Raw genomic sequence first — 22,824 nt, 5'->3', positions numbered from 1 at the left:
CTGGCGGCCGCGCCGGACGACGTCGTCGTGCCTGTGCGCGGGGGCGGGCGGACATCGATCGTCACTTCCGGTCAGGAGCGGGGGCGCGACCAGCGTAGGGAGGACGGCTGGGGGAACGCCCCGAGTCTGTGGCCGGTGACGCCGGCCGCAGACTCGGGGCATGCGAAAGGGCCCCGGATGACCGGGGCCCTCTCGTCAATGCTGGAACGTCAGACTCCGAAGTACAGCTCGTACTCGAACGGGTGCGGACGCGCGTTGAGCGGCTGGATCTCGTTCTCGATCTTGTACTCGATCCACGTCTCGATCAGCTCGGGCGTGAACACGCCACCCTTCAGCAGGAACTCGTGGTCGGCGCGCAGCGCGTCCAGCGAGTCGAGCAGCGAGTTCGGCACCTGCGGGATGTTCTTCGCTTCCTCGGGGGGAAGCTCGTAGAGGTCCTTGTCGACCGGCTCGTGCGGCTCGATGCGGTTCTGGATGCCGTCGAGCCCGGCCATCAGCTGTGCGGCGAAGGCGAGATACGGGTTGCCCGAGGCATCCGGCGCGCGGAACTCGATGCGCTTCGCCTTGGGGTTGGAGCCCGTGATCGGGATGCGGATGGCCGCCGAGCGGTTACCCGCCGAGTAGACGAGGTTGACCGGCGCCTCGTATCCCTTCACGAGACGCTTGTACGAGTTCAGCGTCGGGTTGGTGAACGCGAGCAGCGCCGGCGCGTGGGCCAGGATGCCGCCGATGTACCAGCGCGCCAGGTCGGAGAGCTGCGCGTAGCCCTTCTCGTCGTAGAAGAGGGGCTTGCCCTCGAGCCACAGCGACTGGTGCGTGTGCATGCCCGAGCCGTTGTCGCCGAAGAGCGGCTTGGGCATGAAGGTCGCGACCTTGCCCCACTCGTTGGCGACGTTCTTGACGATGTACTTGAACTTCAGGATGTCGTCTGCCGCGTGCACCATCGTGTCGAAGCGGTAGTTGATCTCCTGCTGGCCTCCGGTGCCCACCTCGTGGTGCGCACGCTCCAGCAGAAGGCCCGCCTCGATGAGGTGGAGGCTGATGTCGTCGCGCAGGTCGGCGGTCTTGTCGACGGGCGAGACGGGGAAGTAGCCGCCCTTGTAGGGCGTCTTGTTCGCGAGGTTGCCGCCCTCTTCGCTGCGGCCCGAGTTCCAGGCGCCTTCTTCGGAGTCGACGGAGTAGAAGCTGGAGTTCTGCTTCACCTCGTAGCGGACGTCGTCGAAGATGTAGAACTCCGCCTCGGGGGCGAAGAACGCGGTGTCGGCGATGCCGGTCGACGCGAGGTACTTCTCGGCCTTCTTCGCGACCTGACGCGGGTCCTTCGGGTAGATCTCGCCGTTGCGCGGGTTGTAGATGTCGAACACCATGACGAGGGTCTTCGCCTCGCGGAACGGGTCGAGGTACGCCGTCGACACGTCGGGGATCAGCTGCATGTCAGATTCGTGGATGTTCGCGAATCCTCGGATGGAGGAGCCGTCGAACAGCTGGCCGACCGTGAAGAACTCTTCGTCAACGGTGGAGGCCGGGATGTTGAAGTGCTGCTGCACGCCAGGAAGGTCCGTGAAACGGATGTCGAGGAACTTTACATCCTCGTCCTTGATGAACTTCAGCACCTCGGATGAATCTTTGAACATGAAGACTCCAGAGGTAGGGCATTCGGATCCGCCCGTGCGGGTCGGGCTTGCTGGCAAGCTACCCGCAGGGGATTGCCCGGCAGTATCACTCGTGTTTCCGGCATGTTACGGCGACCTGTATACGCTGGGGAAGTGACGCAGAGCACCCAGGACTATCCGGGCGAACGGCTCGGCCTGCCCCGCGAGGGCACCGGATCCATCGGCCGTCTCGGCCGCCGCGTCGGGGCGCTGTTCCTCGACTACGGCGCTGCGTACCTGATCTCGGGCTTCTTCGGCTGGGACCCGCTCGCGATCCTCGCGATCTTCGCGGCGATCCAGCTGGTGTTCCTGCCGACGCTGCAGGGAAGCCCCGGTCACCGGGTGTTCGGCCTGCGGCTGGCGCGCCTCGACGGGGCATGGGTGGGCTTGTGGCGCCCCATCATCCGCACGGCTCTGCTGATCGTCGTGATCCCGGCGCTCATCTGGGATGCCGACCAGCGTGGACTGCACGACAAGGCCGCGGGCACGGTGCTCATCCGCTCCTGACGACTCGACCCCGGAGCGGCCCCTCGATGCCACCTGGCCACGGTCACCGCGCGCACCGTCGCCGCACGCCCACCGTCACCGCATGCGCACCGACACCCTGCGGGCAACGTCACCCCGCGGGCGCTGTCACCGCGCCGGCGGTGTGAGGTGCGGGGTGCTCAGCGCGGGCGAGGGGCCCGCACCTTGGTGGGGTCGATGCCCTTCGGGATGGGCAGTGATGTCAGCGACTGCGAGACGGACTCGACGCGCTTGATGACGGCCGCCATCGTGGCACGGTCCACCTTGGTGGGAAGGGCTTTGATCGTCGACGAGAGCTTCGAGATGGGCACTTCTCCCTCGCCGTGGCCGATGTACAGCACGGTGACGGGCACGCCCGACGCGACGCGCTGCACCTTCGAGCGCTCGTCGTTGACGAGGCGGGTGAGGCGACCGCGAGCACCCTCGCCCACGATCACGACGCCGCCGCGGCCGATCGCGCGGTAGACGGCTTCCTGGGTCTTGGGGTTGATGCCCACCGGCATCTCGCTGGCCTGCCACTTCCGGCCGAGCGACGTCGACATGACGTGACCGGTGGCCCCCGGCATCCCGTCGATCTTCTTGTACATCGCGCGGGTCGACAGTCGCGTCATCGTCATCATCGACGCCAGGATGCCGAGCATGAGGCCTGTGATGCCCCACAGGATGATGCTCCACACCGCGACCGGCGGGATGGCGAACCCGATGCCCACGCCGGCGGCGGTGCCGAGGAGGAGGATGCCGGCCAGCAGGTACGGAAGCCAGCGGAACTCCTTCTGGGTGAAGGTGTAGAGGGTGCGGATCTGGGAGAAGAATCCCGGGCCCTTCTCGGGGGCGGTACTGCGCGCGGCCATAGCTTCCAGCCTACCTTTTCGCGGGCTCGTCCTCGGCTCCTCCACAGCCGACATCCGGCGATGTCCATCCACAGAACCCCACGCTCCGGGCGGTGGCGGCCCGCCGCGCCTCGCAGACTGTCGCCATGACCTCCGACGAGGGCCCGCTGGGCGATACGTATCGACCCATCCGCGTTGTGCGGGCACGTGTCGACGGACCGTGGCCGGGCGTGCTCGCGCACACGTCGACGGGCGACGCCTTCGTCCTGGTCGACGCGGACGCGCTCGGCGCCCAGTGGCGAGGATGGGATGCCGCGGCCGACGGCCACGTGCTCGCCCCGGTCGACGTCGCCCGGCGATCCGACGGTCACGACGTCGTGCTGCCGGTCTGCGTCGAGCGTCTCGAAGAGTTCGTGCGGCGACGTGCCACGCGGATGCCGCTCAGCGCCGGCGAGGCGGTGACGCTCGGCGTGAGCGTGCTGCGCGCATGTCTGCAGATCGCGCCTGCGCCCGATACGACGGGGGACTGGTGGCTCGACGACGCCGGCAGGCCGCTGCTGGCGACGGATGCCTCACCGCACCGCGCGCTCGACACGGCCGCAGCCGTGCTCGAACAGGTGGCCGTCGACCCGCGGGCCGAGCGGACGTGGGCGACGGCGCTGCGCGCAGTGACGGCCGAGCGCATCTCGGTCCGCGAGCTGGAGGCGGCCGAGGAGGCGCTGTTCGCCGTTGCGACTCCCGAGCCTCTCAGCACCGTCAGCCTGAACCCGCGCAGCGCCGCCGCGGAGGGCGCACCGCGCGCTGACGCATCGGCCTATGGGGGCGGCGCCCGGGAGGGCGGTGAAGCAGCGCCGACATCCCTGTGGCAGAGCCTCCTCGCAGGAGTCGACAACGACCTCGCAGACAGTGTGTCGCGCGCGACGACGGCCGTCTGGCGCCGGCTGCGTCGCATCGAGCCGACGAAGAGGAACTCCTCCCGCCGAGCGCCCTGGCTCGTCGGCGGCGCGGTGGCAGCGGCGGTGCTGGCGGGCGGTGCGCTCTGGCCGACGGCGAGCGGCGTGGCGACGGAGGACCACGCGGATGTCGTGACCACCCCGGCGCCCACGGCGACCGGCGCGGGCGCCGATCCGTCGCCGACTTCAGCCGCGCCGCAGGGCGCCCCGGCAGCCGACGTCAGCGCAGGCACCGCCCTCACTCAAGTGGCCGGTGGGCTGCTCGACGCACGGACCGCCTGCGGCGGGGCGACGGACTGCCTGGCCACGGTGGTGGCGGACGCCACGACGCTGCCCGAGGGGGCGATCGACCTCCCCGCCGGTGAGCGAGCGCTCACGCTTCTCGACGACTTCGGCGACATCGCCGTGCTCCGCCTGGACGCGGCCGACGGCGCCCTCCCGTCGCAGATGGTGGTGATCCTGAAGCGGGACGAGAAATGGCTGCTGCGCGACGTCTCGGACGTCGCGCAGCAGCCGGAACAGTAAGGGCGGGTCGGCTCAGACGCCGAGCTGACCCTCGAACGCCGCTGCCTCGAGCCGGGACTTCACCGCGCCGAGGAAGCGCGCGGCGTCAGCACCGTCGATGACACGGTGGTCGTACGACAGTGCGAGGTACACGTACGAGCGCACCGAGATCGCGTCCTTGCCGTCGACCGTCACGATGCCAGGACGCTTGACGACCACACCGGTTCCGAGGATCGCCGTCTGCGGCAGGAACACCACCGGGGTGTCGAACAGCGCGCCCCGCGAGCCGGTGTTGGTCAACGTGAAGGTGCCGCCCGCGAGCTCGTCCGGCTTCAGCTTGTTCTCACGCGTACGAGCCGCCAGGTCGGCGATCTCGTGGGCGATCTGGGCCAGGTTCTTGGACGCCGCATCGCGCAGCACCGGCGTCAGCAGGCCGCGCTCGGTGTCGACGGCGATCGACAGGTTCTCGCTCGCCGGGTAGACGATCTGGTCGCCGTCGACGGTCGAGTTGACGATCGGGTACGCCTGCAGCGCCTCCGCCGCCGCCAGTGCGAAGAACGGCAGGAACGACAGCTTGTCGCCGGTCTTCGCCAGGAAGTCGTTCTTCACCTTGTCGCGGAAGGTCGCGAGCTTGGTGACGTCGACCTCGACGACGCTGGTCAGCTGGGCGGTCGACTGCATCGACTCGACGGCGCGCTGGGCGAGCACCTTGCGCAGACGCGACATCGGCTGCGTCGTGCCGCGCAGCGGCGACACCTCGACTGGTGCCGGAGCGGCGGCGGCCGCCGGAGCAGCAGGAGCCGCCGCGGCCTCGGCCGCCTTGAGCACGTCCTCCTTGCGGATGCGTCCGCCCACGCCGGTGCCCTTCACCGAGGCGAGATCGACGCCCTGCTGCTGAGCCAGTCGGCGCACGAGCGGTGTGACGTACGTGACACTGTCGTCGTCCGACACGAGGGCCGCTGCGGGAGCCGGAGCGGCGGCAGGGGCCGGAGCTGCGGGAGCCGGAGCGGCGGCAGGAGCCGGGGCAGCGGGAGCCGGAGCGGCGGCAGGAGCCGGAGCCGGAGGGGCAGGAGCAGGTGCGGCCGCAGCCGGAGCGGGCGCAGCCGGAGCCGGTGCTTCGGCAGGTGCGGCGCCGGCATCGCCGATGCGGGCGAGCGCCGCGCCGACCTCGACGGTCTCGTCCTCGGAGACCAGGATCTCCTGCAGGACGCCGGCGAACGGCGAGGGGATCTCGGTGTCGACTTTGTCGGTGGAGATCTCGAGCAGCGGCTCATCGACGGCGACCTCGTCGCCGACCTGCTTCAGCCATCGCGTGACGGTACCCTCGGTGACGCTTTCGCCGAGCTCGGGGAGCACGACCTCCTTGCCGCCGCCGGCGGATGCGGCCGGCTGCGCCGCAGCGGGCGCGGCTTCGGCCGGAGACTCGGCAGCGGGTGCGGGTGCCTCGGCGGCGGGCGCGGGCGCTTCGGCTGCGGGTGCCGGCGCTTCTGCGGGAGCCTGGGCTGCGGGAGCCTCAGCGGCCGGCGCGTCGGCGGCGGCGCCCTCGGGCGACCCACCGGCGGCTGCGCCGGAGCCGTCGCCGATCTTGGCCAGCACGGCGCCGACCTCGACGGTCTCGTCCTCCTGGACGAAGATCTCCTCGATGACGCCGCTGACCGGCGACGGGATCTCGGTGTCCACCTTGTCCGTGGAGATCTCGAGCAGGCCCTCGTCCGCCTGGACCGTGTCGCCGACGTTCTTGAGCCAGCGGGTGACCGTTCCCTCGGTCACGCTCTCACCGAGAGCGGGGAGGACCACGGATGTGCTCATGAGGATGTCTCCTTCTGAAGAAATATCGGATCTAGCTTAGTGATGAGGGGCGACCGCGAGGGTCAGAGCGCGTGCAGTGGCTTGCCTGCGAGGGCGAGGAAGGCCTCGCCGAGCGCTTCGGACTGCGTCGGGTGCGCGTGGACGAACGGTGCGATGTCTTCGGGGTGGGCTTCCCAGCCGACGGCGAGCTGTCCTTCGGTGATGAGCTCGCCGACACGGTCGCCGATCAGATGGACGCCGATGACAGGCCCGTCCTTCACGCGCACGACCTTGACGATGCCGCTGGTGCCCAGGATCTCGCTCTTGCCGTTGCCCGCGAGGTTGTACTCGTAGGCCACGATCCCGTCGGCGCCGTGCGCCTCGGCTGCCTGCGCCTCGGTGACACCGACGGAAGCGACTTCTGGGTGGCTGTAGGTCACCTTCGGGATCTGGTTGTCGGGGATGACGACGGGACCCAGCCCTGCGATCTCCTCCGCGACGAAGATCCCCTGCTGGAACCCGCGGTGCGCGAGCTGGAGTCCTGGGACGATGTCGCCGACGGCCCACACGTGCGGGACGCCGGTGCGAAGGCGTTCGTCGGTGACGACGAACCCCCGGTCGATGACCACACCCGCCTCTTCGTAGCCGAGGCCGGCCGTCGCCGGTCCGCGCCCGACGGCCACCAGCAGGTAGTCGGCGGTGAAGGTCTTGCCGTCCTCGAGCGTCACGGTGACGGCATCCGCTGTCTGCGTCGCGCTCTGGAAGCGCACACCGAGGGAGTACTGGATGCCGCGGCGCCGGAACGCGCGCTCCAGGCCCTTGCTGAGCGTCACGTCCTCGTTGGGCACGAGGTGGTCGAGGGCCTCGATGATGGTGACGTCGGCGCCGAACGAGCGCCACACGCTCGCGAACTCGACGCCGATGACGCCACCGCCGAGGATCACGGCGCTGCGGGGGATCTCGTCGAGTTCGAGGGCGTGCTCGCTGGTGAGGATGCGGCCGCCGATCTCCAGCCCCGGAAGCGTGCGGCTGTACGAACCGGTGGCCAGAATGACATCGGTGCCGCGGTAGAGGTCATCGCCGACGCGCACCGCGGGACCGGCTTCGAGCCGGCCCTCGCCCGTGACGACGGTGATCCCGCGTGCCTTCACGAGTCCCTCGAGGCCCTTGTACTTCTTGGCGACGATCCCTTCGCGGTACGCCCTGACCCCTGCGGGGTCGATGCCGTCGAGCGTCGCGCGGATGCCGACGGCCGCTGCATCCCGTGTCAGATCGGCCACCTCGGCGGCATGCAGCAGCGCCTTCGTCGGGATGCAGCCGCGGTGCAGGCATGTGCCGCCCACCTTGTCCTTCTCGACGAGAGCGACGCTCTTGCCCAGCTCTGCGGCGCGCAGCGCCGCGGCATAGCCGCCGCTGCCACCGCCCAGAACGACGAGATCGAAGGAGTGGTCGGTCATCGTGCCTCCTCATCGAGGTCAGTCAGGACGAAGCGGATCAGGCTGCGCACGGTCGCGGCAGTCGGTCCCTTGTCGGTGTAGCCGTACGGCGCGCCCTTGTGGGTGCCGCTCCCGGCGATGTCGAGATGCACCCACGGGATGCGGGGCGCACCGTCCTCGTCGCCCGTGCGGCCGACGAAGTGACGCAGGAACAGCCCTGCGAAGAGCGAGCCGCCGGCAGGGTCGCCGATCTTGGCGTTCTGCAGGTCGGCGATGGGGGAGTCCAGCTCCTCGACCATGTGGCCCGGAAGGGGCAGCTGCCACGCGGGCTCGCCGACCTCGGCGGCGGCGGCGAGGTACGCAGCCACGGCGTCGTCGTCGCCCATCACACCGGTGTGGCGCGTGCCGAGGGCGATCAGGATGGCTCCGGTGAGAGTGGCGACGTCGACGATCACATCGGGCTGCTCGCGGCTGGCGGCGACCAGTCCGTCGGCCAGCACGAGGCGCCCCTCGGCGTCGGTGTTGAGCACCTCGACGGTCGTGCCGTCGAGCAGGCGCAGCACGTCGCCCGGGCGCGTCGCGCGGCCCGACGGCATGTTGTCGGCGAGGCACAGCCACGCGGTCACCTTGACCGGAGCGGCGACGGATGCCGCGGCCCGGAGCACCGCGAGAACCGTGGCGGCTCCCGCCATGTCGTACTTCATCCCGACCATGGAGGCCGCCGGCTTGAGCGACAGACCGCCGGTGTCGAAGGTGATGCCCTTGCCCACCAGCGCGACGTGCCTGGTCGCGCCTTCAGGTGCGTACTCGAGACGGACCAGGCGCGGCGGGCGATCCGATCCCCGGCCGACGCCGAGGATGCCGCCGAAGCCCTGCTCGCGCAGCGCCTCCTCGTCGAGGATCTCGACGCTGACGGGGAGATCCGCCACGGACTCGGCGGCGCGCGCTGCGACGTCGGCGGGGCCGAGCCACTCGGCCGGGATGTTGACCAGGTCCTTCACGAGGGCGACCGAGGCCGCGGTCTCGACGATGAGCTTCAGTGCGGCGTCGTCGGGGTCGGCGGTGCCGTGGACGATCACGCGCGCCGCGCGCGGCTTGGGCGCCTCGGTCTTGTAGCCGTCGAATCGGTAGCCGCCCAGCGCGGCCCCCTCGGCGGCGGCGGTCCACAGTGCGGGGTCGGCGAACGGTGCGGCGACCGCCACCGTCGAGAACCCGGTCAGGGCGCGGATCGCGGCGCCCACGGCGTCGCGCAGAGCCGCAGCATCAGGCTCCGTCCCGGTGCCCACGACGGCCAACGGCAGCGATGTGACCTCCGCTGCGTAGACGCGGACCCACGCGCCCGGCGCACCGGTGAAACCGACCGCCAGGAGCGCGTCGCGCAGTCCGGGCCAGTCCGACAGATCAGGGGATGCGTCAGCCTCGAGCGGGGGGAGTGCGACGAGAAGGAGGTCGGCGTCGGACTCTCGGACAGGGGTGGTGCGGTACTCGAGGTCGGGAAGCGACATGGTCTCCATCCTAGGGACGCCGACTGTTCGCTCTGAGCGCGACCGGCGTGACCCGACCAGGTCGGGGCGGCTCGTAGCATGGGAGCATGCCTTTTCCCGGCCCGCTGTTCGAGCGTGCGGCTTCCGCGCCGCCCGTCCCGCGCGGGCTGCCGCTGGTGATCGCCCTGACCGGGTTCACCGACGCCGGCAGCGCCGTGAGCCGCGCCATCGACTACTTCCGCGACGACCTGTCGCCGTCGCCGCTCGCGGTGTTCTCCAACGACACCCTGCTGGACTACCGGGCACGCCGGCCCATCGTCTCGTTCGAGAAGGACCACCTCACCGACTACCGCCCGCCGCGCCTGGAGCTCTCCTTCGCGCACGACGCCCTGGGGCAGCCGTTCCTTCTGCTGGCGGGCTATGAGCCGGACTTCGCCTGGGACGCCTTCGCCGACGCCGTCCTCGACTTCACCGAGAGCTACGGCGTGTCGACGGTGACGTGGGTGCACGCCATCCCGATGCCCGTTCCGCACACCCGGCCCATCGGCACGACGGTCAGCGGCACACGATCCGAGCTCACCGAGGCGCACTCGGTGTGGCAGCCGCACACGCAGGTCCCCGCCACGGCGGGTCATCTGCTCGAGTACCGGCTCGCTGCCGCCGGCGTGCGCATCGCCGGCTTCGTCCTGCTCGTTCCCCATTACCTGGGCGACACCGAGTATCCGGCGGCCGCGCTGGCCGCCCTGGACAGCCTCACCGTCGCGACGGGCCTGGTCTTCGCGGGCGACGATCTGCGCGACGAGAATCGCGAATACCTCGAGAAGGTCAGCGAGCAGATCGAGGGCAGTGACGAGCTCGCCCGGATGGTGCAGGGGCTCGAAGAGCGCTACGACGCCTACATGGCGGGGTCCACCCTCGCGACCCCGATGATCCACACCGGCGATCTGCCCAGCGCCGACGAGCTCGCGGCCGAGCTCGAGAGATTCCTCGCGACACGACCCGCCGAGGACGACAAGCGCGGCTCCTGATCGCGTAGTCCGCCGCTGCCGTGGAATTCCGCGCACGACCTGCGCGTTGAACCTGGGGATGGAGGTGCGCCGATCCACGCGGGGCGATGCTGGCGGCGCACGGCAAGTATGAGATACTAGACGCTCTGACCCGTTGTCAACCGTCTTCGTCCGGCTTCCGGCTGAAGATGTGGACTTGACAAGGGTCTTACTAGTGTCCGAAACCGACCGGAGATGCGCACGGCGCGTCGACCGGTGAAAGGCGAAACGTGACTCCAGGCACGAACACCAAGGCTCGCTCGGCCGCGAAGGACACCGAGACGGACGAGACGAAGGCTCCCGCTGCGAAGAAGGCTCCCGCGGCGAAGGGCGCCCCCAAGGCGAAGGCGGCACCGAAGACCGCCTCGAAGCGCGCGAAGAAGTCGGACGACGACTTCGAGGACGACGTCGAGGAGCTCGACGTCGAGCTCGAGGGCGCGGACGACATCGAGGTGGACACCGCGGACGACGCGACCGAGGCAGCTCCGGCCGCCAAGGACGCGAAGGCCCCCACCGATGAGCCCGGCGCCGCCGAGGACGAGGAGGAGGACGAGGAGAGCACCAAGCCGGCGTTCACCGAGCCGCTCCCGACGGGCGCGATCGTCATCTCGTCGAGCGACGACGAGGATGTCCCGGTCTACTCGACGCAGATCACCGGCGCGACCGCCGACCCGGTCAAGGACTACCTGAAGCAGATCGGCAAGGTGCCGCTGCTGAACGCGGCCGAAGAGGTCGAGCTCGCGATGCGCATCGAGGCGGGCCTGTTCGCCGAAGAGAAGCTGTCGCACATGTCGGCGGCCGAGAAGACGTCGCAGCTGGGTCTCGACCTGCAGTGGGTCGCCCGCGACGGCCAGCGCGCCAAGAGCCACCTCCTCGGCGCCAACCTGCGCCTCGTCGTCTCCCTCGCCAAGCGCTACACGGGTCGCGGCATGCAGTTCCTGGATCTCATCCAGGAGGGCAACCTCGGTCTCATCCGCGCGGTCGAGAAGTTCGACTACACCAAGGGCTTCAAGTTCTCGACCTACGCGACGTGGTGGATCCGCCAGGCCATCACCCGCGCCATGGCCGACCAGGCTCGCACCATCCGCATCCCGGTGCACATGGTCGAGGTCATCAACAAGCTCGCCCGCGTGCAGCGTCAGATGCTGCAGGACCTCGGTCGCGAACCCACGCCCGAGGAGCTCAGCCGCGAGCTCGACATGACCCCTGAGAAGGTCATCGAGGTGCAGAAGTACGGCCGCGAGCCGATCTCGCTGCACACGCCCCTCGGCGAGGACGGCGACAGCGAGTTCGGCGATCTCATCGAGGACACCGAGGCCGTGGTTCCGGCCGACGCCGTCGGCTTCACGATGCTGCAGCGTCAGCTCGAGTCGCTCCTCGACTCGCTCTCCGAGCGCGAGGCCGGCGTGATCCGCATGCGCTTCGGACTCGGCGACGGTCAGCCGAAGACGCTCGACCAGATCGGCGACACGTTCGGGGTCACCCGCGAGCGGATCCGCCAGATCGAGTCGAAGACCATGGCGAAGCTGCGGCATCCGTCCCGCTCGCAGTCCCTGCGGGACTACCTCGAGTGAGCGAGGCGAACGCCGGCAAGGCGCTCACCGTACAGGTCGAAGGCTCGTCGTTCGCTCGCATCCCGATCCGCACGCGGGTCGTGATGCCGGGCGACGACCTCGATGAGTTCATCCGCGAGTATGCGGCGGATGCCGTGCGCGAGGGCGACCTGCTGTTCGTGACGGAGAAGGTCGTCGCGATCACGCAGGGCCGCTCGTACCTCGTCGATGACATCAAGCCCCGCAGGCTCGCATTGTTCCTCTCGAAGTACGTCACGCGCACGCCGCACGGCATCGGTCTCGGCATGCCCGAGACCATGGAGATGGCGCTGCGCGAGTGCGGCACGATCCGCATCCTCTTCGCGGCCGCTGTGTCGGCGGTCACGAAGCTGTTCGGACGCAAGGGCGACTTCTACCGCATCGCCGGCGACAAGGCGCGCGCGATCGACGGTCCCACCTCGGGCACGATCCCGCCCTACAACAAGGCGGTCGTGCTCGGACCGGAGCGGCCGCGCGAGGTGGCCCAGCACATCAAGACCCTGGTGGGCGGTGTGCCGGAGGTCGCCGTCGTCGACATCAACGATCTGGGCGGAAACATCCTCGGCTCGACCCTCGACAAGGCAGGGGAGAAGCGCCTGGTGGCGATCCTCAAGGACAACCCGCTCGGTCAGGGCCACCAGTCCACGCCGCTCGGCATCGTGCGCGCGGTCTGATCGCAGAGAACCGCGAAAGGGTATGTTTCCGCATCGGAAACATACCCTTTCGCGGTTCCGAAGGCGTCAGAACCCGATGGCCTCGCGGTAGCGCGCCTTGTGGCCGGTGCGGATGCCGGTGATGCTGGGCTTGTTCTCGTACACGCCCGCGCCCCAGTTGCCCTCCACGAGCACGGGGCCCTCGGGGGTCACCACGATGTCCCAACCGACGTACTGGATCTGGGGCACGACGCGCGCGACCTGGTCGACGAACTCCTTGACCTGGTCGATCATCGGCAGCTGGAAGTCGGCGATGACGAAGCCGCTGTCGGGATGCGCGACGTGCACGTGCCCGTGCGAGTCGTACCCGGGGCCGACGGCATGGCCGTTCTCGTCGAGCATCGTGTAGAACCCGCCGAAGGTCATCTGGTCGCTCACCGCACCGCGCCCGAACTTCTGCGCCATCGCCAGGATGTGCGTCTTCTGGCCGTCGAAGAAGGCCGTCACCCTGGTGGTGTTGACCGTCCCCGGGCAGACCGCGGCGAGGTCGGCGTGCTGGCGGATGACCTCCTCGATCAGCAGCTCACCTCGCTCGAGGAGGCCGCGGTGGAACCCGTCCCAGTCCGCCACTTCGGCGGCGTGGTAGCGGTGCACGCCGGTGCCCGCCTGGCCCACGGGCTCCTTGGTGACGATCGTGCCGTGACTCTCGGCGAAGGCGCGCACCGCCTCGGCATTGCCCTCCTCGACGACCATCCAGTCCCGGCGGAGGAAGTCGCTGAACGTGCGGTCGAACTCGACCTTGTCCTGGAACAGGCCGCGGTAGTCCGGGTGGTCGTACTTCTGCGACAGCTCGTTCGACACCGGATGCGTCATGTAGGTCGCCCGCTCGGCGCGGTTCAGGATCGCGAAGTCGTAGTCGACGTAGTCCTGGAAGCCGACCTGCTTGAACCCGGCCGACCAGAGCATGTCGGCCAGCACCGCCGGCGTCCACTTGCCGTGCGCATGGGCGGTCTCTTTCGCACGTTCCAGCACGGATCCGAGATCGATGCGACGGACACGCCAGGCGAGGTAGCGAAGGCGGTTCGAGAGGGCGAGGCCCTGAGAAGGCATGCGTGCTCCGGGATCGGGTTCGGGGGACCCCGATAGTCTAGAGGCGTGAGTTCCTCGATCCCTGGGCACGACGTGCCCGTGCCGGGATCGGAGCCTCGCAGCAGCCCCGTCGCCCGCATCTCGCGCGGCGCGCTCACCGCGAACGCCCGTGCCGCCTGGGGCCGCGGCATCCGTTCCTTCGATCCTTCCGTTCTCGAAGCGGATGCCTGGGGGCACGGCAGCGGGCTCGTGCGCGAGGTCCTCGAGGCTCAGGGGATCGTCGCTGCCGAAGCGCCGGTCGCCAGGGTCGAGGCGGGGACCGCGATCGCGCGGCCGTCGACCGGGCTGTCGGCGTCGACGCTGTTCGGCCTTCCCGGTGCCGAGCCCCCGGCGCGCACGGCACTCCGGCTCTCCGGCACGGTGCTCTCGGTGAAGGACCTCCGCGCGGGCGAGGGCGTGTCGTACGGGTACGCCTACCGCGCCGATGCGGACACGCGCGTCGCGCTGGTGACCGGCGGCTACGCACAGGGCATCGTCCGCGGGCTGGGCGGCGCCGTCGACGTCGCGATCGCGGGCGAGCGGCATCCGATCGTCGGGCGTGTCGCGATGGACGTGTGCGTCGTCGACATCCGAGATGCCGCCGTCCGGCGAGGCGACGAGGTGTTGTTCCTCGGTGACCCCGCGCACGGAGAGCCGTCGCTCGCCGAGTGGGTGCGCGCGACCGGCCTGTTCGCGCCGGAGCTCATCACCGCCGTCGGGCTGCGGGCGATCCGCGAGGAGGCGCCGTGAGCGCGCGACTGCACGTCGACCTGAAGGCGCTGACCTCGAACATCGCCCGCGTGCGCGAGACCGTCACGCCGGCCGAGCTGATGCTCGTCGTCAAGGACGACGCCTACGGACACGGCCTGGAGCCCGTCGTGCACGCCGCCGCGGCGGCCGGGGTGACCTGGTTCGGGGCGTTCGATGTGCGGACGGGGGCCGCCGTTCGCGCCGCTGCCGGCAGCGACGCCCGCGTCTTCGCGTGGATCGCGGCGTCCCGTGACGACTTCGGCGCCGCCATCGCCGCACGCATCGACCTCGGCGTCGGCGACGCCGGGCTTCTCGAAGAGCTGGCGGATGCCGCGGCCGACGCCGGCGCGACACCACAGGTTCATCTCAAGATCGACACCGGCCTGCATCGCAACGGCGTCCGCCCGGAGGACTGGCCCGCCTTCGTCGCACGGGCCGCTGAGCTGCAGAGCGCCGGGCTCATCGACGTCGTCGGCGTGTGGAGCCACATCGCCGAGGCGTCCGACGCCGAGGACGACGATGCCCGCGCCGTCTTCGAGGCGGCTCTGGCTCAGGCCGAGGCCGCCGGCATCCACCCGTCCGTCCGTCATCTGGCCGCCAGTGCGGCGTCGTTCGCCCGGCCGGAGTTCCGCTACGACATGGTGCGGGTCGGGGCGTTCTGCTACGGCATCCGCTCAGCCGGCGGGCCGTCCGCGGAGGACCTGGGTCTGGAGCCGATCGCACGGCTGGAGGCGGACGTCGTCGCTGTCCAGGACGAGGCGGTGAGGATCGGTCTCGGCGCACTGGACGGACTTCCCACGTCGCTGCAGGGCCGAGCCGGGGTCGGAACGCCGGGAGGGCGGCGGCCGCTGCTCGCCGTGGGAGGCTCCGAGTCGCTGGTCGGCACATGGCCGGGTGCGGCGACCGGGGATGTCGTCAGGATCTACGGCACTGCAACAGACGGCGAAGGCTCTGCGACGGACCTCGCCGAGCTCATCGACACGATCGGCGAAGAGATCGCCGTGCGCGTGTCACCGCTGATTCCCCGGGTCTACACGTAGAACGCCCGCAAGACGCAGACGTCTCACGGGCGTTCTTCACAGGACTGCGCGGCAGCAGCCCTCAAGACTCATTCGGCCAGCCGGGCCGTCTCGTCGTGCCACGAGGTCGCGATGCTGCGGAGCTTCTCTTCGTACTTGCGGCCATGGTGGGCGCAGAAGAGCAGTTCGCTGCCGTTGACCTCCGCAGCGATGTACGCCTGGGCGCCGCACGAATCGCAGCGGTCCATCGCGGTCAGTCGGTACTCGAGGACGGCGCCGTTCTCTGTGGGTGTCGATAGCGTGGTCATTTCGGTGCCTCCTCGTATACGTAGAACTCTTGGCCGGTGATGAGATACAACCACGGGGATGTTTCGAGAATGCCGCGAACAGGCGACATTTCGCTGAGCGCGTAGCGCTCATCCTCCTGACGCGTGTCTGCACGAGCCTGCCGGGTGCCCGGATTACGATGGGAGACTGTGACCGCCGAGTATTCCGCCCATCATCTTCAGGTGCTTGAAGGGCTCGAGGCGGTCCGCAAGCGCCCGGGCATGTACATCGGCTCGACGGACTCCCGCGGGCTCATGCACTGCCTCTGGGAGATCATCGACAACTCCGTCGATGAGGCCCTGGCCGGTCACGGCACGCGGATCGACATCGTGCTCCACGCCGACGGCAGCGTGGAGGTGCGCGACCGCGCCCGTGGCATTCCCGTCGACATCGAGCCCCGCACCGGACTGTCAGGCGTCGAGGTGGTCTTCACGAAGCTGCACGCCGGCGGCAAGTTCGGCGGCGGCTCGTACGCGGCCTCCGGCGGCCTGCACGGCGTCGGGGCGTCCGTCGTCAATGCGCTGTCGGAGCGCCTCGACGTCGAGGTGGACCGCGGCGGCAAGACCTGGGCGATGTCATTCCATCGCGGCGAGCCCGGCGTGTTCTCCAACGGCAGCCCCAGCTCGACCTTCACGCCGTTCGAGCAGCGCAGCGAACTGCGGGTCGCCGGCCGCGCCGCGAAGGGCGTGACGGGAACCCGCATCCGCTACTGGGCCGACCCGCAGATCTTCACGAAGGATGCCGCCTTCAACCTGCAGGAGCTCGAGCAGCGCGCGCGCCAGACCGCGTTCCTCGTCCCCGGCCTCGAGATCGTCATCCGCAATGAGCGGCCGGGCACCGAAACCGGCGAACCCGTCGAGACGAGCTACCGGTTCGACGGCGGCATCTCCGAGTTCGCCGACTTCCTCGCCCCCGACGCGGGCATCACCGACACCTGGCGACTCACGGGCGAGGGCAGTTTCACCGAGACCGTTCCCGTGCTGCAGCCGTCGGGCGCCATGGTGCCCACCGAGGTGGAGCGGGAATGCCACGTCGATGTCGCCGTGCGGTGGGGGACCGGCTACGAGACGGTGTCGCGCTCGTTCGTCAACATCATCGCGACGCCGAAGGGCGGCACCCACCAGCAGGGGTTCGAGCAGGGGCTCATGAAGGTCCTCCGCGATCAGGTCGCGCAGAACGCCCGGCGGCTCAAGGTCGGCAACGACAAGATCGAGAAGGACGACATCCTCGCCGGTCTCACCGCGGTGCTCACCGTGCGCGTCCCCGAGCCGCAGTTCGAAGGGCAGACCAAGGAGGTGCTCGGCACCCCGGCGGTCCGTCAGATCGTGTCGAACGTCATCATCCGCGAGTTGACCGCACGCTTCACCTCGGCCAAGCGCGACGACAAGGCGCAGACCTCACTCCTGCTCGACAAGATCGTCTCCGAGATGAAGGCGCGCATCTCGGCGCGCACGCACAAAGAGACCCAGCGCCGCAAGAACGCCCTGGAGTCGTCGTCGCTGCCGGCGAAGCTCGCCGACTGCCGGTCGAACGACGTCGCCGAGTCGGAGTTGTTCATCGTCGAGGGCGACTCGGCCCTCGGCACCGCGAAACTCGCGCGCAACAGCGAGTTCCAGGCCCTTCTGCCGATCCGCGGCAAGATCCTCAACGTGCAGAAGGCGTCCATCAGCGACATGCTCTCGAACGCAGAGTGCGCCGCGATCATCCAGGTGATCGGCGCGGGCTCGGGTCGCTCCTTCGACCTCGAGACGGCGCGCTACGGCAAGATCATCCTGATGAGCGACGCCGACGTCGACGGCGCGCACATCCGCACGCTGCTGCTCACCCTCTTCTTCCGCTACATGCGCCCGCTCATCGACGAGGGCCGCGTGTACGCCGCCGTTCCCCCGCTGCACCGCGTGGTCGTGATGAATCCCGGATCCAAGCCGAACGACACGATCTACACCTACTCCGAGGGCGAGCTTCACGGCCTGCTCACCAAGCTGACCAAGGCCGGCAAGCGCTGGCAGGAGCCGGTCCAGCGCTACAAGGGCCTGGGCGAGATGGACGCCGACCAGCTCGCGACGACGACCATGGACCGTGCCGGCCGCACCCTCCGCCGCGTGCGGATGCAGGATGCCGAGGCTGCGGCATCCGTCTTCGAGCTGCTCATGGGCAACGACGTCGCGCCGCGCAAGGAGTTCATCATCGACTCCAGCGACCGGCTCGCGCGCGAGCGCATCGACGCCTGACGACCACCGGTCGTCGAGCGAGCGGAGCGAGACGAAACGCCGTCTGCTGCTCGACGCGTTTCGTGTCGCTCGTTCCTCGCTCGCTCAAGCCCCGGTGAACGTCAGCGGATGCCGGTGCCGACCGCGGCGATGACGCCGTCGAGCGCCGTGCCCGAGGCGTCGCGCTTCGCGCCCGAGTCGGGCAGCGCGCGGACCGCCCCATCGGCGCCGACCGCACGCGGGTCGGTGCCGACCCAGGCGATCGTCAGCGCATCTTCGCCGCGGAGGAACCGGTGGGCGCGGACGCCGCCGGTCGCACGGCCCTTGGCGGGGAACTCGCTGAAGAGCGAGACCTTGGCGCTGACGGCATCGGTGCCCGCGAGCGCTGTCGTCGAGCCGGCGATCGTCACCACGACGGCGTCGAACTCCGAGGGGCCGACGACGTCGAACGCGATGACGTGCGCACCGTCCGTCAGACGGATGCCCGCCATGCCGCCGGCGGAACGGCCCTGCGGCCGCACCGAGGACGCGTCGAAACGCAGCAGCTGGGCGTCGCTGGCGACGAACACCAGTTCCGCGCCGTCGGAGGCGGGCGCGGCGCCGACCACACGGTCGCCATCCTTGAGCGAGATGATCTCGATGTCGTGCTTGTTGGCGATCTCGCTCGCGGCGATGCGCTTCACGATCCCCTGCGCCGTGCCGACGGCGATCGGCGGGGCGTCGGCGAGCGGGACCAGGGCGACGACGTGCTCGCCGCCGCTCAGCCCGAGGTACTGATCGGCACGCGTCCCGGCGCCGAGCTGCACCGAGTTGCCGGGGACCGAGGGCAGGTCGACGGGGGAGAGGCGCACCAGGCGGCCGAGGTTCGTCACCGCGCCGATGTCGCCACGGGTGGTCGCGTCCACCGACGAGCGGATGGCGTCGTGCTTCGAGCGGCGTGCCGGCGCCACGACGCCGCCACCCGGCGCATCGGCCACCAGCTCGGCACGGACCATGCGTCCGGTGGCCGAGAGGAAGACGCGACACGGTGCGTCCGCGATCTGCAGGTCGACGGCGGCCGCCGCGGCGCGCGAGCGCGGCTGCACCGGACCGCCGTTGAGCAGCAGCGTGCGCCGCGGCGTGCCGAACGCCTCGGCTGCGGCATCCAGCTCCTGCGCCACCTGCGCGCGGAGGAGCACATCGCTGCCGAGGAGCTCCTCGAGCAGCGCGATCTCTTTCTTGAGATTGTCGCGCTCGGTCTCGAGCTCGATGCGGGAGAACTTCGTCAACCGCCGCAGTCGCAGCTCGAGGATGTACTCGGCCTGCGGTTCGGACAGGTCGAAGACGCTCATCAGGCGCGTGCGCGCCTGCTCGCCGTCATCCGAGGTGCGGATGACCTGGATGACCTCGTCGATGTCGAGGATCGCGATGAGGAGGCCCTCGACGAGGTGCAGGCGTTCCTTGCGGCGCGCGAGGCGGTAGCGGCTGCGCCGGGTGACGACGCTGATGCGATGGTCGAGGTAGACCCGCAGAAGCTCCCGGAGACCGAGGGTCTGCGGCTGCCCTTCGACGAGGGCGACGTTGTTGATGCTGAACGAGTCCTCGAGCGGCGTCAGCCGGTAGAGGTGGTCGAGCACCGCCTGCGGGTCGAAGCCGGTCTTGATGCCGATGACCAGGCGCAGTCCGTGGTGGCGGTCGGTGAGATCGGTGACGTCGGCGATGCCCTGCAGCTTCTTGGCGTTGACGGCGTCCTTGATCTTCTCGATCACCCGCTCCGGGCCGACGAGGTACGGCAGCTCGGTGACGATGAGACCGGTGCGGCGGGGACCCAGCGACTCGATCGACACCTTCGCGCGCGTGCGGAAGCTTCCGCGTCCGTTCGTGTACGCGTCCTTGATGCCGTCGAGGCCGACGATGATGCCGCCGCCGGGGAGGTCCGGCCCCGGCACGAACTCCATGAGCTCTTCGACGGTCGCCTCGGGATTGTCGAGCAGATGGGTCGCCGCGCCGACCACCTCGATGAGATTGTGCGGCGCCATGTTGGTGGCCATGCCGACCGCGATGCCGGTCGTGCCGTTGACGAGGAGGTTCGGGAACGCGGCCGGCAGCACCTCGGGCTGCTGGAACTGCCCGTCGTAGTTCGGGATGAAGTCGACGACGTCCTCGTCGAGATTCTCGGTGAGCGCGAGCGCGGGCGGGGCGAGGCGAGCCTCGGTGTAGCGCGGGGCGGCGGGGCCGTCGTCGAGCGAGCCGAAGTTGCCGTGACCGTCGACGAGGGGCACGCGCAGCGAGAACGGCTGGGCGAGACGCACCAGGGCGTCGTAGATGGGGGCGTCGCCGTGCGGGTGCAGCTTTCCCATCACCTCGCCGACGACGCGCGCACTCTTGACGTGCCCGCGGTCGGGGCGCAGGCCCATGTCGGCCATCTGGAAGAGGATGCGCCGCTGCACCGGCTTCAGCCCGTCGCGCGCGTCGGGAAGTGCGCGCGAATAGATCACCGAGTACGCGTACTCGAGGAACGACGTCTGCATCTCGGACGAGACGTCGACGTCCTCGATGCGTCCGTGGTCGGCGGGTGAGGAATCGGTGCGGGAAGCGGGCATGTGTCGATGAAGCCTCGGGTGACGGCGGGAGCGGTGGGGCGCGGCCGCGGTGTGCGAGACTGGCCCCGATGTCCCTCAGCCTACCCGCGGACCCGCCGCGCGCCCGGAGCCTCACCCGTGTCGTGCCCGAGATGTCGGCAGCGCTGAACGGCGGATCCGAGTGGTTCGCACCGGCGCGCAGCGCGATCGTGTGGGTGATCGACGGGCTGGGCGTGTCGAACCTCGCCGCCCGCGCGGGACACGCGCGCTTCCTCAGCGAGGCGCGGACGAAACGGGATGCCGCACGCACCGTCTTCCCCTCGACCACGGCAGCGGCGCTGACGAGCCTCCTCACGGGCGTGCTGCCCGGCGCGCACGGGATCGTCGGCTATCGGGCACGCATCCCCGGCACCGACGACGTCGTGAACATGCTGCGCGGCTGGGACACCGACGGCCTCCCGCTCTCGTTCCAGCGCGCCGCCCCGCTGTCGGCCACGCTCGGCCGACCGTTCTTCGCCGTCTCGCGCAACGAGTACGCGCGCACGGGATTCACCGCCGCGACGCTCGGCGACGCCGAGTTCCACGGCGCCGACGACCTCGACGAACGCGTGCGGGTCGCCGCCGACCTCGCGGCGCGGCATCCGGGTTCCCTCGTCTATCTCTACGCGGCCGATCTCGACGCGATCGGCCACAAGCGCGGCTGGGAGTCGGACGAGTGGGTCGCCGCTCTGGAGAGGGTCGACGCCGCGGCGCGCACCCTGGCGGCGTCGATCGACCGGGGCACCGGAGTGGTGGTGACCTCCGATCACGGCATGATCGACGTGCCGCGGCACCGTCAGATCCTCCTGAAGGAGGGCGACGACCTGCTCGAGGGCGTGCGCCTGATCGGCGGCGAGCCGCGCCTGCTGCAGCTCTACTCCGAGCCGGGAGAAGCGGATGCCGTGCTCACGCGCTGGCGAGAGGCTGAGGCATCCCGGTCATGGGTCTTCTCCCGCGCCGAGCTCGAGGCGTCGGGCCTCATCGGCGCGGTGGATCCCGAGGTCGCCGGGAGGATCGGGGATGTGATCGTGGCCGCTCGCGCCGGGATCGCGTACTACGACGATCGCCTCGCCGACAAGGCGCCGCAGAAGATGATCGGGCAACACGGGTCGCTGACCGATGAGGAGCGGATCGTGCCGCTCATCCGGCTCGGCGCGTTCGCCTGAGCGGGCGTCAGTCGTCGGAGCGGGCGCCGAAGACGATCTCGTCCCACGAGGGCATCGAGGTGCGTCCCTTGTTGCGACGACCGGCCTCCGCCACCGCCGCGGGAGTGGGGGCCTGGAAGTCGGATGCCGGCGGCTCCTCGTCGGCTGGCGCCCCGTCGTAGCCCGGCTCGAGGGCGTCGAACAGGGCGACGGGCGCCGACGAGCGCTGCGGCGCGGCAACCTCGTCCACCCCGGGCAGCGGCTCGCGCTGACCGCGGCGGCGGCGCAACGCCTCTAGCAGGTCGGCTGTCTCCGCCGAGGTGACGATGGTGGGCTCGCTCGCCCGCTTTATCGCCGCCTCCTGGACGGCGGGGGCGGCGGGGGCCGGGATCTCGGGCGACTCGATGTCGGCGTCGGGAAGACCGCGGGGGCCGAAGGCGCCGCTGTCGAAGCGGGAGTCGTCCTTCGCCGGCACGGTCTCCAGAGCGCGCAGGCGCGGGATCAGTCCCTCGGGCAATGATCCCTGCCGAGACAGCTGGATCGCGTCGGAGTTCAGTGGTGACAACGTGCTCCGGCGAGGATCGAAGCCCCAGCGTGCGTCGTGGCCGATGTCGTTCGCGGTGAACTCGAGCTTGACGGTCCACCCGGTCGGCGCTTTCCAGCTGGTCCACCGCTCGCCGACGGCGCCTGCCTCGGCCAGCTTGCCGCGCACTGCGGAGCCGAACGTCGTCTGACCGTCGCCCTCGAAATCGCCGCCGAGGAGAACGGGCACGGCCAGCGCCTGACCGACGACGTGCTCGCGCTCGGCCAGCACGGGTCCTTCGAAGCGGACGACGTCCTCGACACGGGCGCCGAGAAGCTCGGCGACCTCTCGCGCCGACAGCCCTGAGCGGATGTGGGCCTGGATCTCACGCGGGCTGGCGCGCGGCGCCTGCACATCGGTATCGCGGTCGCGCCGCGCCTTGCGCAGCTCGACACGCAGGACGTCGTCCACGTCGAGCGAGAATCTCTCGCCGGACTCGGTCGCCAGGATGAGCTTGTCGTCCTCGGTTCCGATGACCTTGAGCTGTTCCATTGCGAACGCCCCTTCAAATTTTCCCTTGGGCTCACGGGCTCCTGGCAGTCGTTCCTGCCTGATCCGCCCCATCGTGTCACAGGGGAGTGCGGTGACCGGGAATATCC

General features: G+C 69.9%; 18 protein-coding genes. 9 read left to right on the top strand and 9 right to left on the bottom strand.

Annotated features, from left to right (window positions below):
* Window positions 1-209: 209 nt before the first annotated feature.
* On the bottom strand, window positions 210-1,634 hold the full coding sequence (gene glnA, locus B2K11_RS05180) for a type I glutamate--ammonia ligase (RefSeq protein ID WP_163617190.1): 1,425 nt from the start codon (window positions 1,632-1,634) through the stop codon (window positions 210-212).
* Between the two features lie 132 nt (window positions 1,635-1,766).
* On the opposite strand from glnA, the gene B2K11_RS05175 reads away from it, so the two are divergent.
* Window positions 1,767-2,159 (top strand): RDD family protein, encoded by a 393-nt coding sequence (locus B2K11_RS05175; RefSeq protein ID WP_163617189.1) that lies wholly within the window; start codon window positions 1,767-1,769, stop codon window positions 2,157-2,159.
* Window positions 2,160-2,317: 158 nt separating this feature from the next.
* Here B2K11_RS05175 and B2K11_RS05170 read toward each other — a convergent pair whose 3' ends face one another.
* Window positions 2,318-3,028, bottom strand: coding sequence for a DUF4191 domain-containing protein (locus tag B2K11_RS05170; RefSeq protein WP_163617188.1), 711 nt, complete (start codon window positions 3,026-3,028; stop codon window positions 2,318-2,320).
* A 125-nt stretch (window positions 3,029-3,153) separates the two neighbouring features.
* Here B2K11_RS05170 and B2K11_RS05165 point away from each other — a divergent pair, with 125 nt between their 5' ends.
* Window positions 3,154-4,485 carry a hypothetical protein gene (locus tag B2K11_RS05165; protein WP_163617187.1) on the top strand — a complete coding sequence of 444 codons (1,332 nt, stop codon included), beginning with the start codon at window positions 3,154-3,156 and terminating at the stop codon, window positions 4,483-4,485.
* A 12-nt stretch (window positions 4,486-4,497) separates the two neighbouring features.
* On the opposite strand, the gene sucB is transcribed toward B2K11_RS05165, so the two are convergent.
* From sucB to B2K11_RS05150, 3 genes are all read right to left on the bottom strand, one after another.
* Complete coding sequence (gene sucB, locus B2K11_RS05160) at window positions 4,498-6,273, bottom strand: 2-oxoglutarate dehydrogenase, E2 component, dihydrolipoamide succinyltransferase (protein ID WP_163617186.1); 1,776 nt, start codon at window positions 6,271-6,273, stop codon at window positions 4,498-4,500.
* A gap of 62 nt (window positions 6,274-6,335) precedes the next feature.
* Window positions 6,336-7,709, bottom strand: a complete 1,374-nt coding sequence (gene lpdA, locus B2K11_RS05155) for a dihydrolipoyl dehydrogenase (RefSeq protein WP_163617185.1) — start codon at window positions 7,707-7,709, stop codon at window positions 6,336-6,338.
* On the bottom strand, window positions 7,706-9,193 hold the full coding sequence (locus tag B2K11_RS05150; protein WP_163617184.1) for a leucyl aminopeptidase: 1,488 nt from the start codon (window positions 9,191-9,193) through the stop codon (window positions 7,706-7,708). Before B2K11_RS05150 ends, lpdA begins: the two co-directional genes overlap by 4 nt.
* Before the next feature lie 86 nt (window positions 9,194-9,279).
* Between B2K11_RS05150 and B2K11_RS05145 the strand changes: the two genes are divergently transcribed.
* The 3 genes from B2K11_RS05145 to B2K11_RS05135 all read left to right on the top strand — a co-directional run bounded on the left by B2K11_RS05145 (window position 9,280) and on the right by B2K11_RS05135 (window position 12,484).
* Entirely contained in the window at window positions 9,280-10,200 is a 921-nt protein-coding gene (locus tag B2K11_RS05145; RefSeq protein ID WP_163617183.1) for a PAC2 family protein, read from the top strand.
* A gap of 248 nt (window positions 10,201-10,448) precedes the next feature.
* Window positions 10,449-11,792: an RNA polymerase sigma factor gene (locus B2K11_RS05140; protein ID WP_163617182.1), complete on the top strand. Its 1,344-nt coding sequence runs from the start codon at window positions 10,449-10,451 to the stop codon at window positions 11,790-11,792.
* A complete protein-coding gene (locus tag B2K11_RS05135) occupies window positions 11,789-12,484 on the top strand; it encodes a coenzyme F420-0:L-glutamate ligase (protein ID WP_163617181.1) in 696 nt (231 codons plus the stop codon). The genes B2K11_RS05140 and B2K11_RS05135 overlap by 4 nt, the downstream gene beginning before the upstream one ends.
* A 66-nt stretch (window positions 12,485-12,550) precedes the next feature.
* Here the strand turns inward: B2K11_RS05135 and B2K11_RS05130 are convergent, their stop codons facing one another.
* Window positions 12,551-13,573, bottom strand: a complete 1,023-nt coding sequence (locus B2K11_RS05130) for a sugar-transfer associated ATP-grasp domain-containing protein (protein ID WP_163617180.1) — start codon at window positions 13,571-13,573, stop codon at window positions 12,551-12,553.
* Between the two features lie 45 nt (window positions 13,574-13,618).
* Between B2K11_RS05130 and B2K11_RS05125 the strand changes: the two genes are divergently transcribed.
* The gene (locus B2K11_RS05125) at window positions 13,619-14,341 is read left to right on the top strand and encodes an alanine racemase C-terminal domain-containing protein (RefSeq protein ID WP_163617179.1); all 723 of its coding nucleotides are present in this window, start codon (window positions 13,619-13,621) and stop codon (window positions 14,339-14,341) included.
* Complete coding sequence (locus B2K11_RS05120; RefSeq protein WP_163617178.1) at window positions 14,338-15,381, top strand: alanine racemase; 1,044 nt, start codon at window positions 14,338-14,340, stop codon at window positions 15,379-15,381. The genes B2K11_RS05125 and B2K11_RS05120 overlap by 4 nt, the downstream gene beginning before the upstream one ends.
* A gap of 68 nt (window positions 15,382-15,449) precedes the next feature.
* Here B2K11_RS05120 and B2K11_RS05115 read toward each other — a convergent pair whose 3' ends face one another.
* A complete protein-coding gene (locus B2K11_RS05115) occupies window positions 15,450-15,668 on the bottom strand; it encodes a hypothetical protein (RefSeq protein WP_163617177.1) in 219 nt (72 codons plus the stop codon).
* A gap of 168 nt (window positions 15,669-15,836) precedes the next feature.
* Here B2K11_RS05115 and B2K11_RS05110 point away from each other — a divergent pair, with 168 nt between their 5' ends.
* On the top strand, window positions 15,837-17,918 hold the full coding sequence (locus B2K11_RS05110; RefSeq protein WP_163617176.1) for a DNA topoisomerase IV subunit B: 2,082 nt from the start codon (window positions 15,837-15,839) through the stop codon (window positions 17,916-17,918).
* A 101-nt stretch (window positions 17,919-18,019) separates the two neighbouring features.
* Here B2K11_RS05110 and B2K11_RS05105 read toward each other — a convergent pair whose 3' ends face one another.
* On the bottom strand, window positions 18,020-20,479 hold the full coding sequence (locus B2K11_RS05105) for a DNA topoisomerase IV subunit A (protein ID WP_163617175.1): 2,460 nt from the start codon (window positions 20,477-20,479) through the stop codon (window positions 18,020-18,022).
* A 68-nt stretch (window positions 20,480-20,547) separates the two neighbouring features.
* On the opposite strand from B2K11_RS05105, the gene B2K11_RS05100 reads away from it, so the two are divergent.
* Complete coding sequence (locus B2K11_RS05100; protein ID WP_163617174.1) at window positions 20,548-21,663, top strand: nucleotide pyrophosphatase/phosphodiesterase family protein; 1,116 nt, start codon at window positions 20,548-20,550, stop codon at window positions 21,661-21,663.
* A gap of 7 nt (window positions 21,664-21,670) precedes the next feature.
* Here the strand turns inward: B2K11_RS05100 and sepH are convergent, their stop codons facing one another.
* The gene (gene sepH / locus B2K11_RS05095) at window positions 21,671-22,717 is read right to left on the bottom strand and encodes a septation protein SepH (RefSeq protein ID WP_163617173.1); all 1,047 of its coding nucleotides are present in this window, start codon (window positions 22,715-22,717) and stop codon (window positions 21,671-21,673) included.
* Window positions 22,718-22,824 lie beyond the last annotated feature (107 nt).

The sequence above is a fragment of the Microbacterium sp. B35-30 genome (genome assembly GCF_010634855.1).
GTDB lineage: Bacteria > Actinomycetota > Actinomycetes > Actinomycetales > Microbacteriaceae > Microbacterium.
Note: the sequence above shows the minus strand (reverse complement) of the source record. Positions and strands in the feature narration are given on the sequence as shown.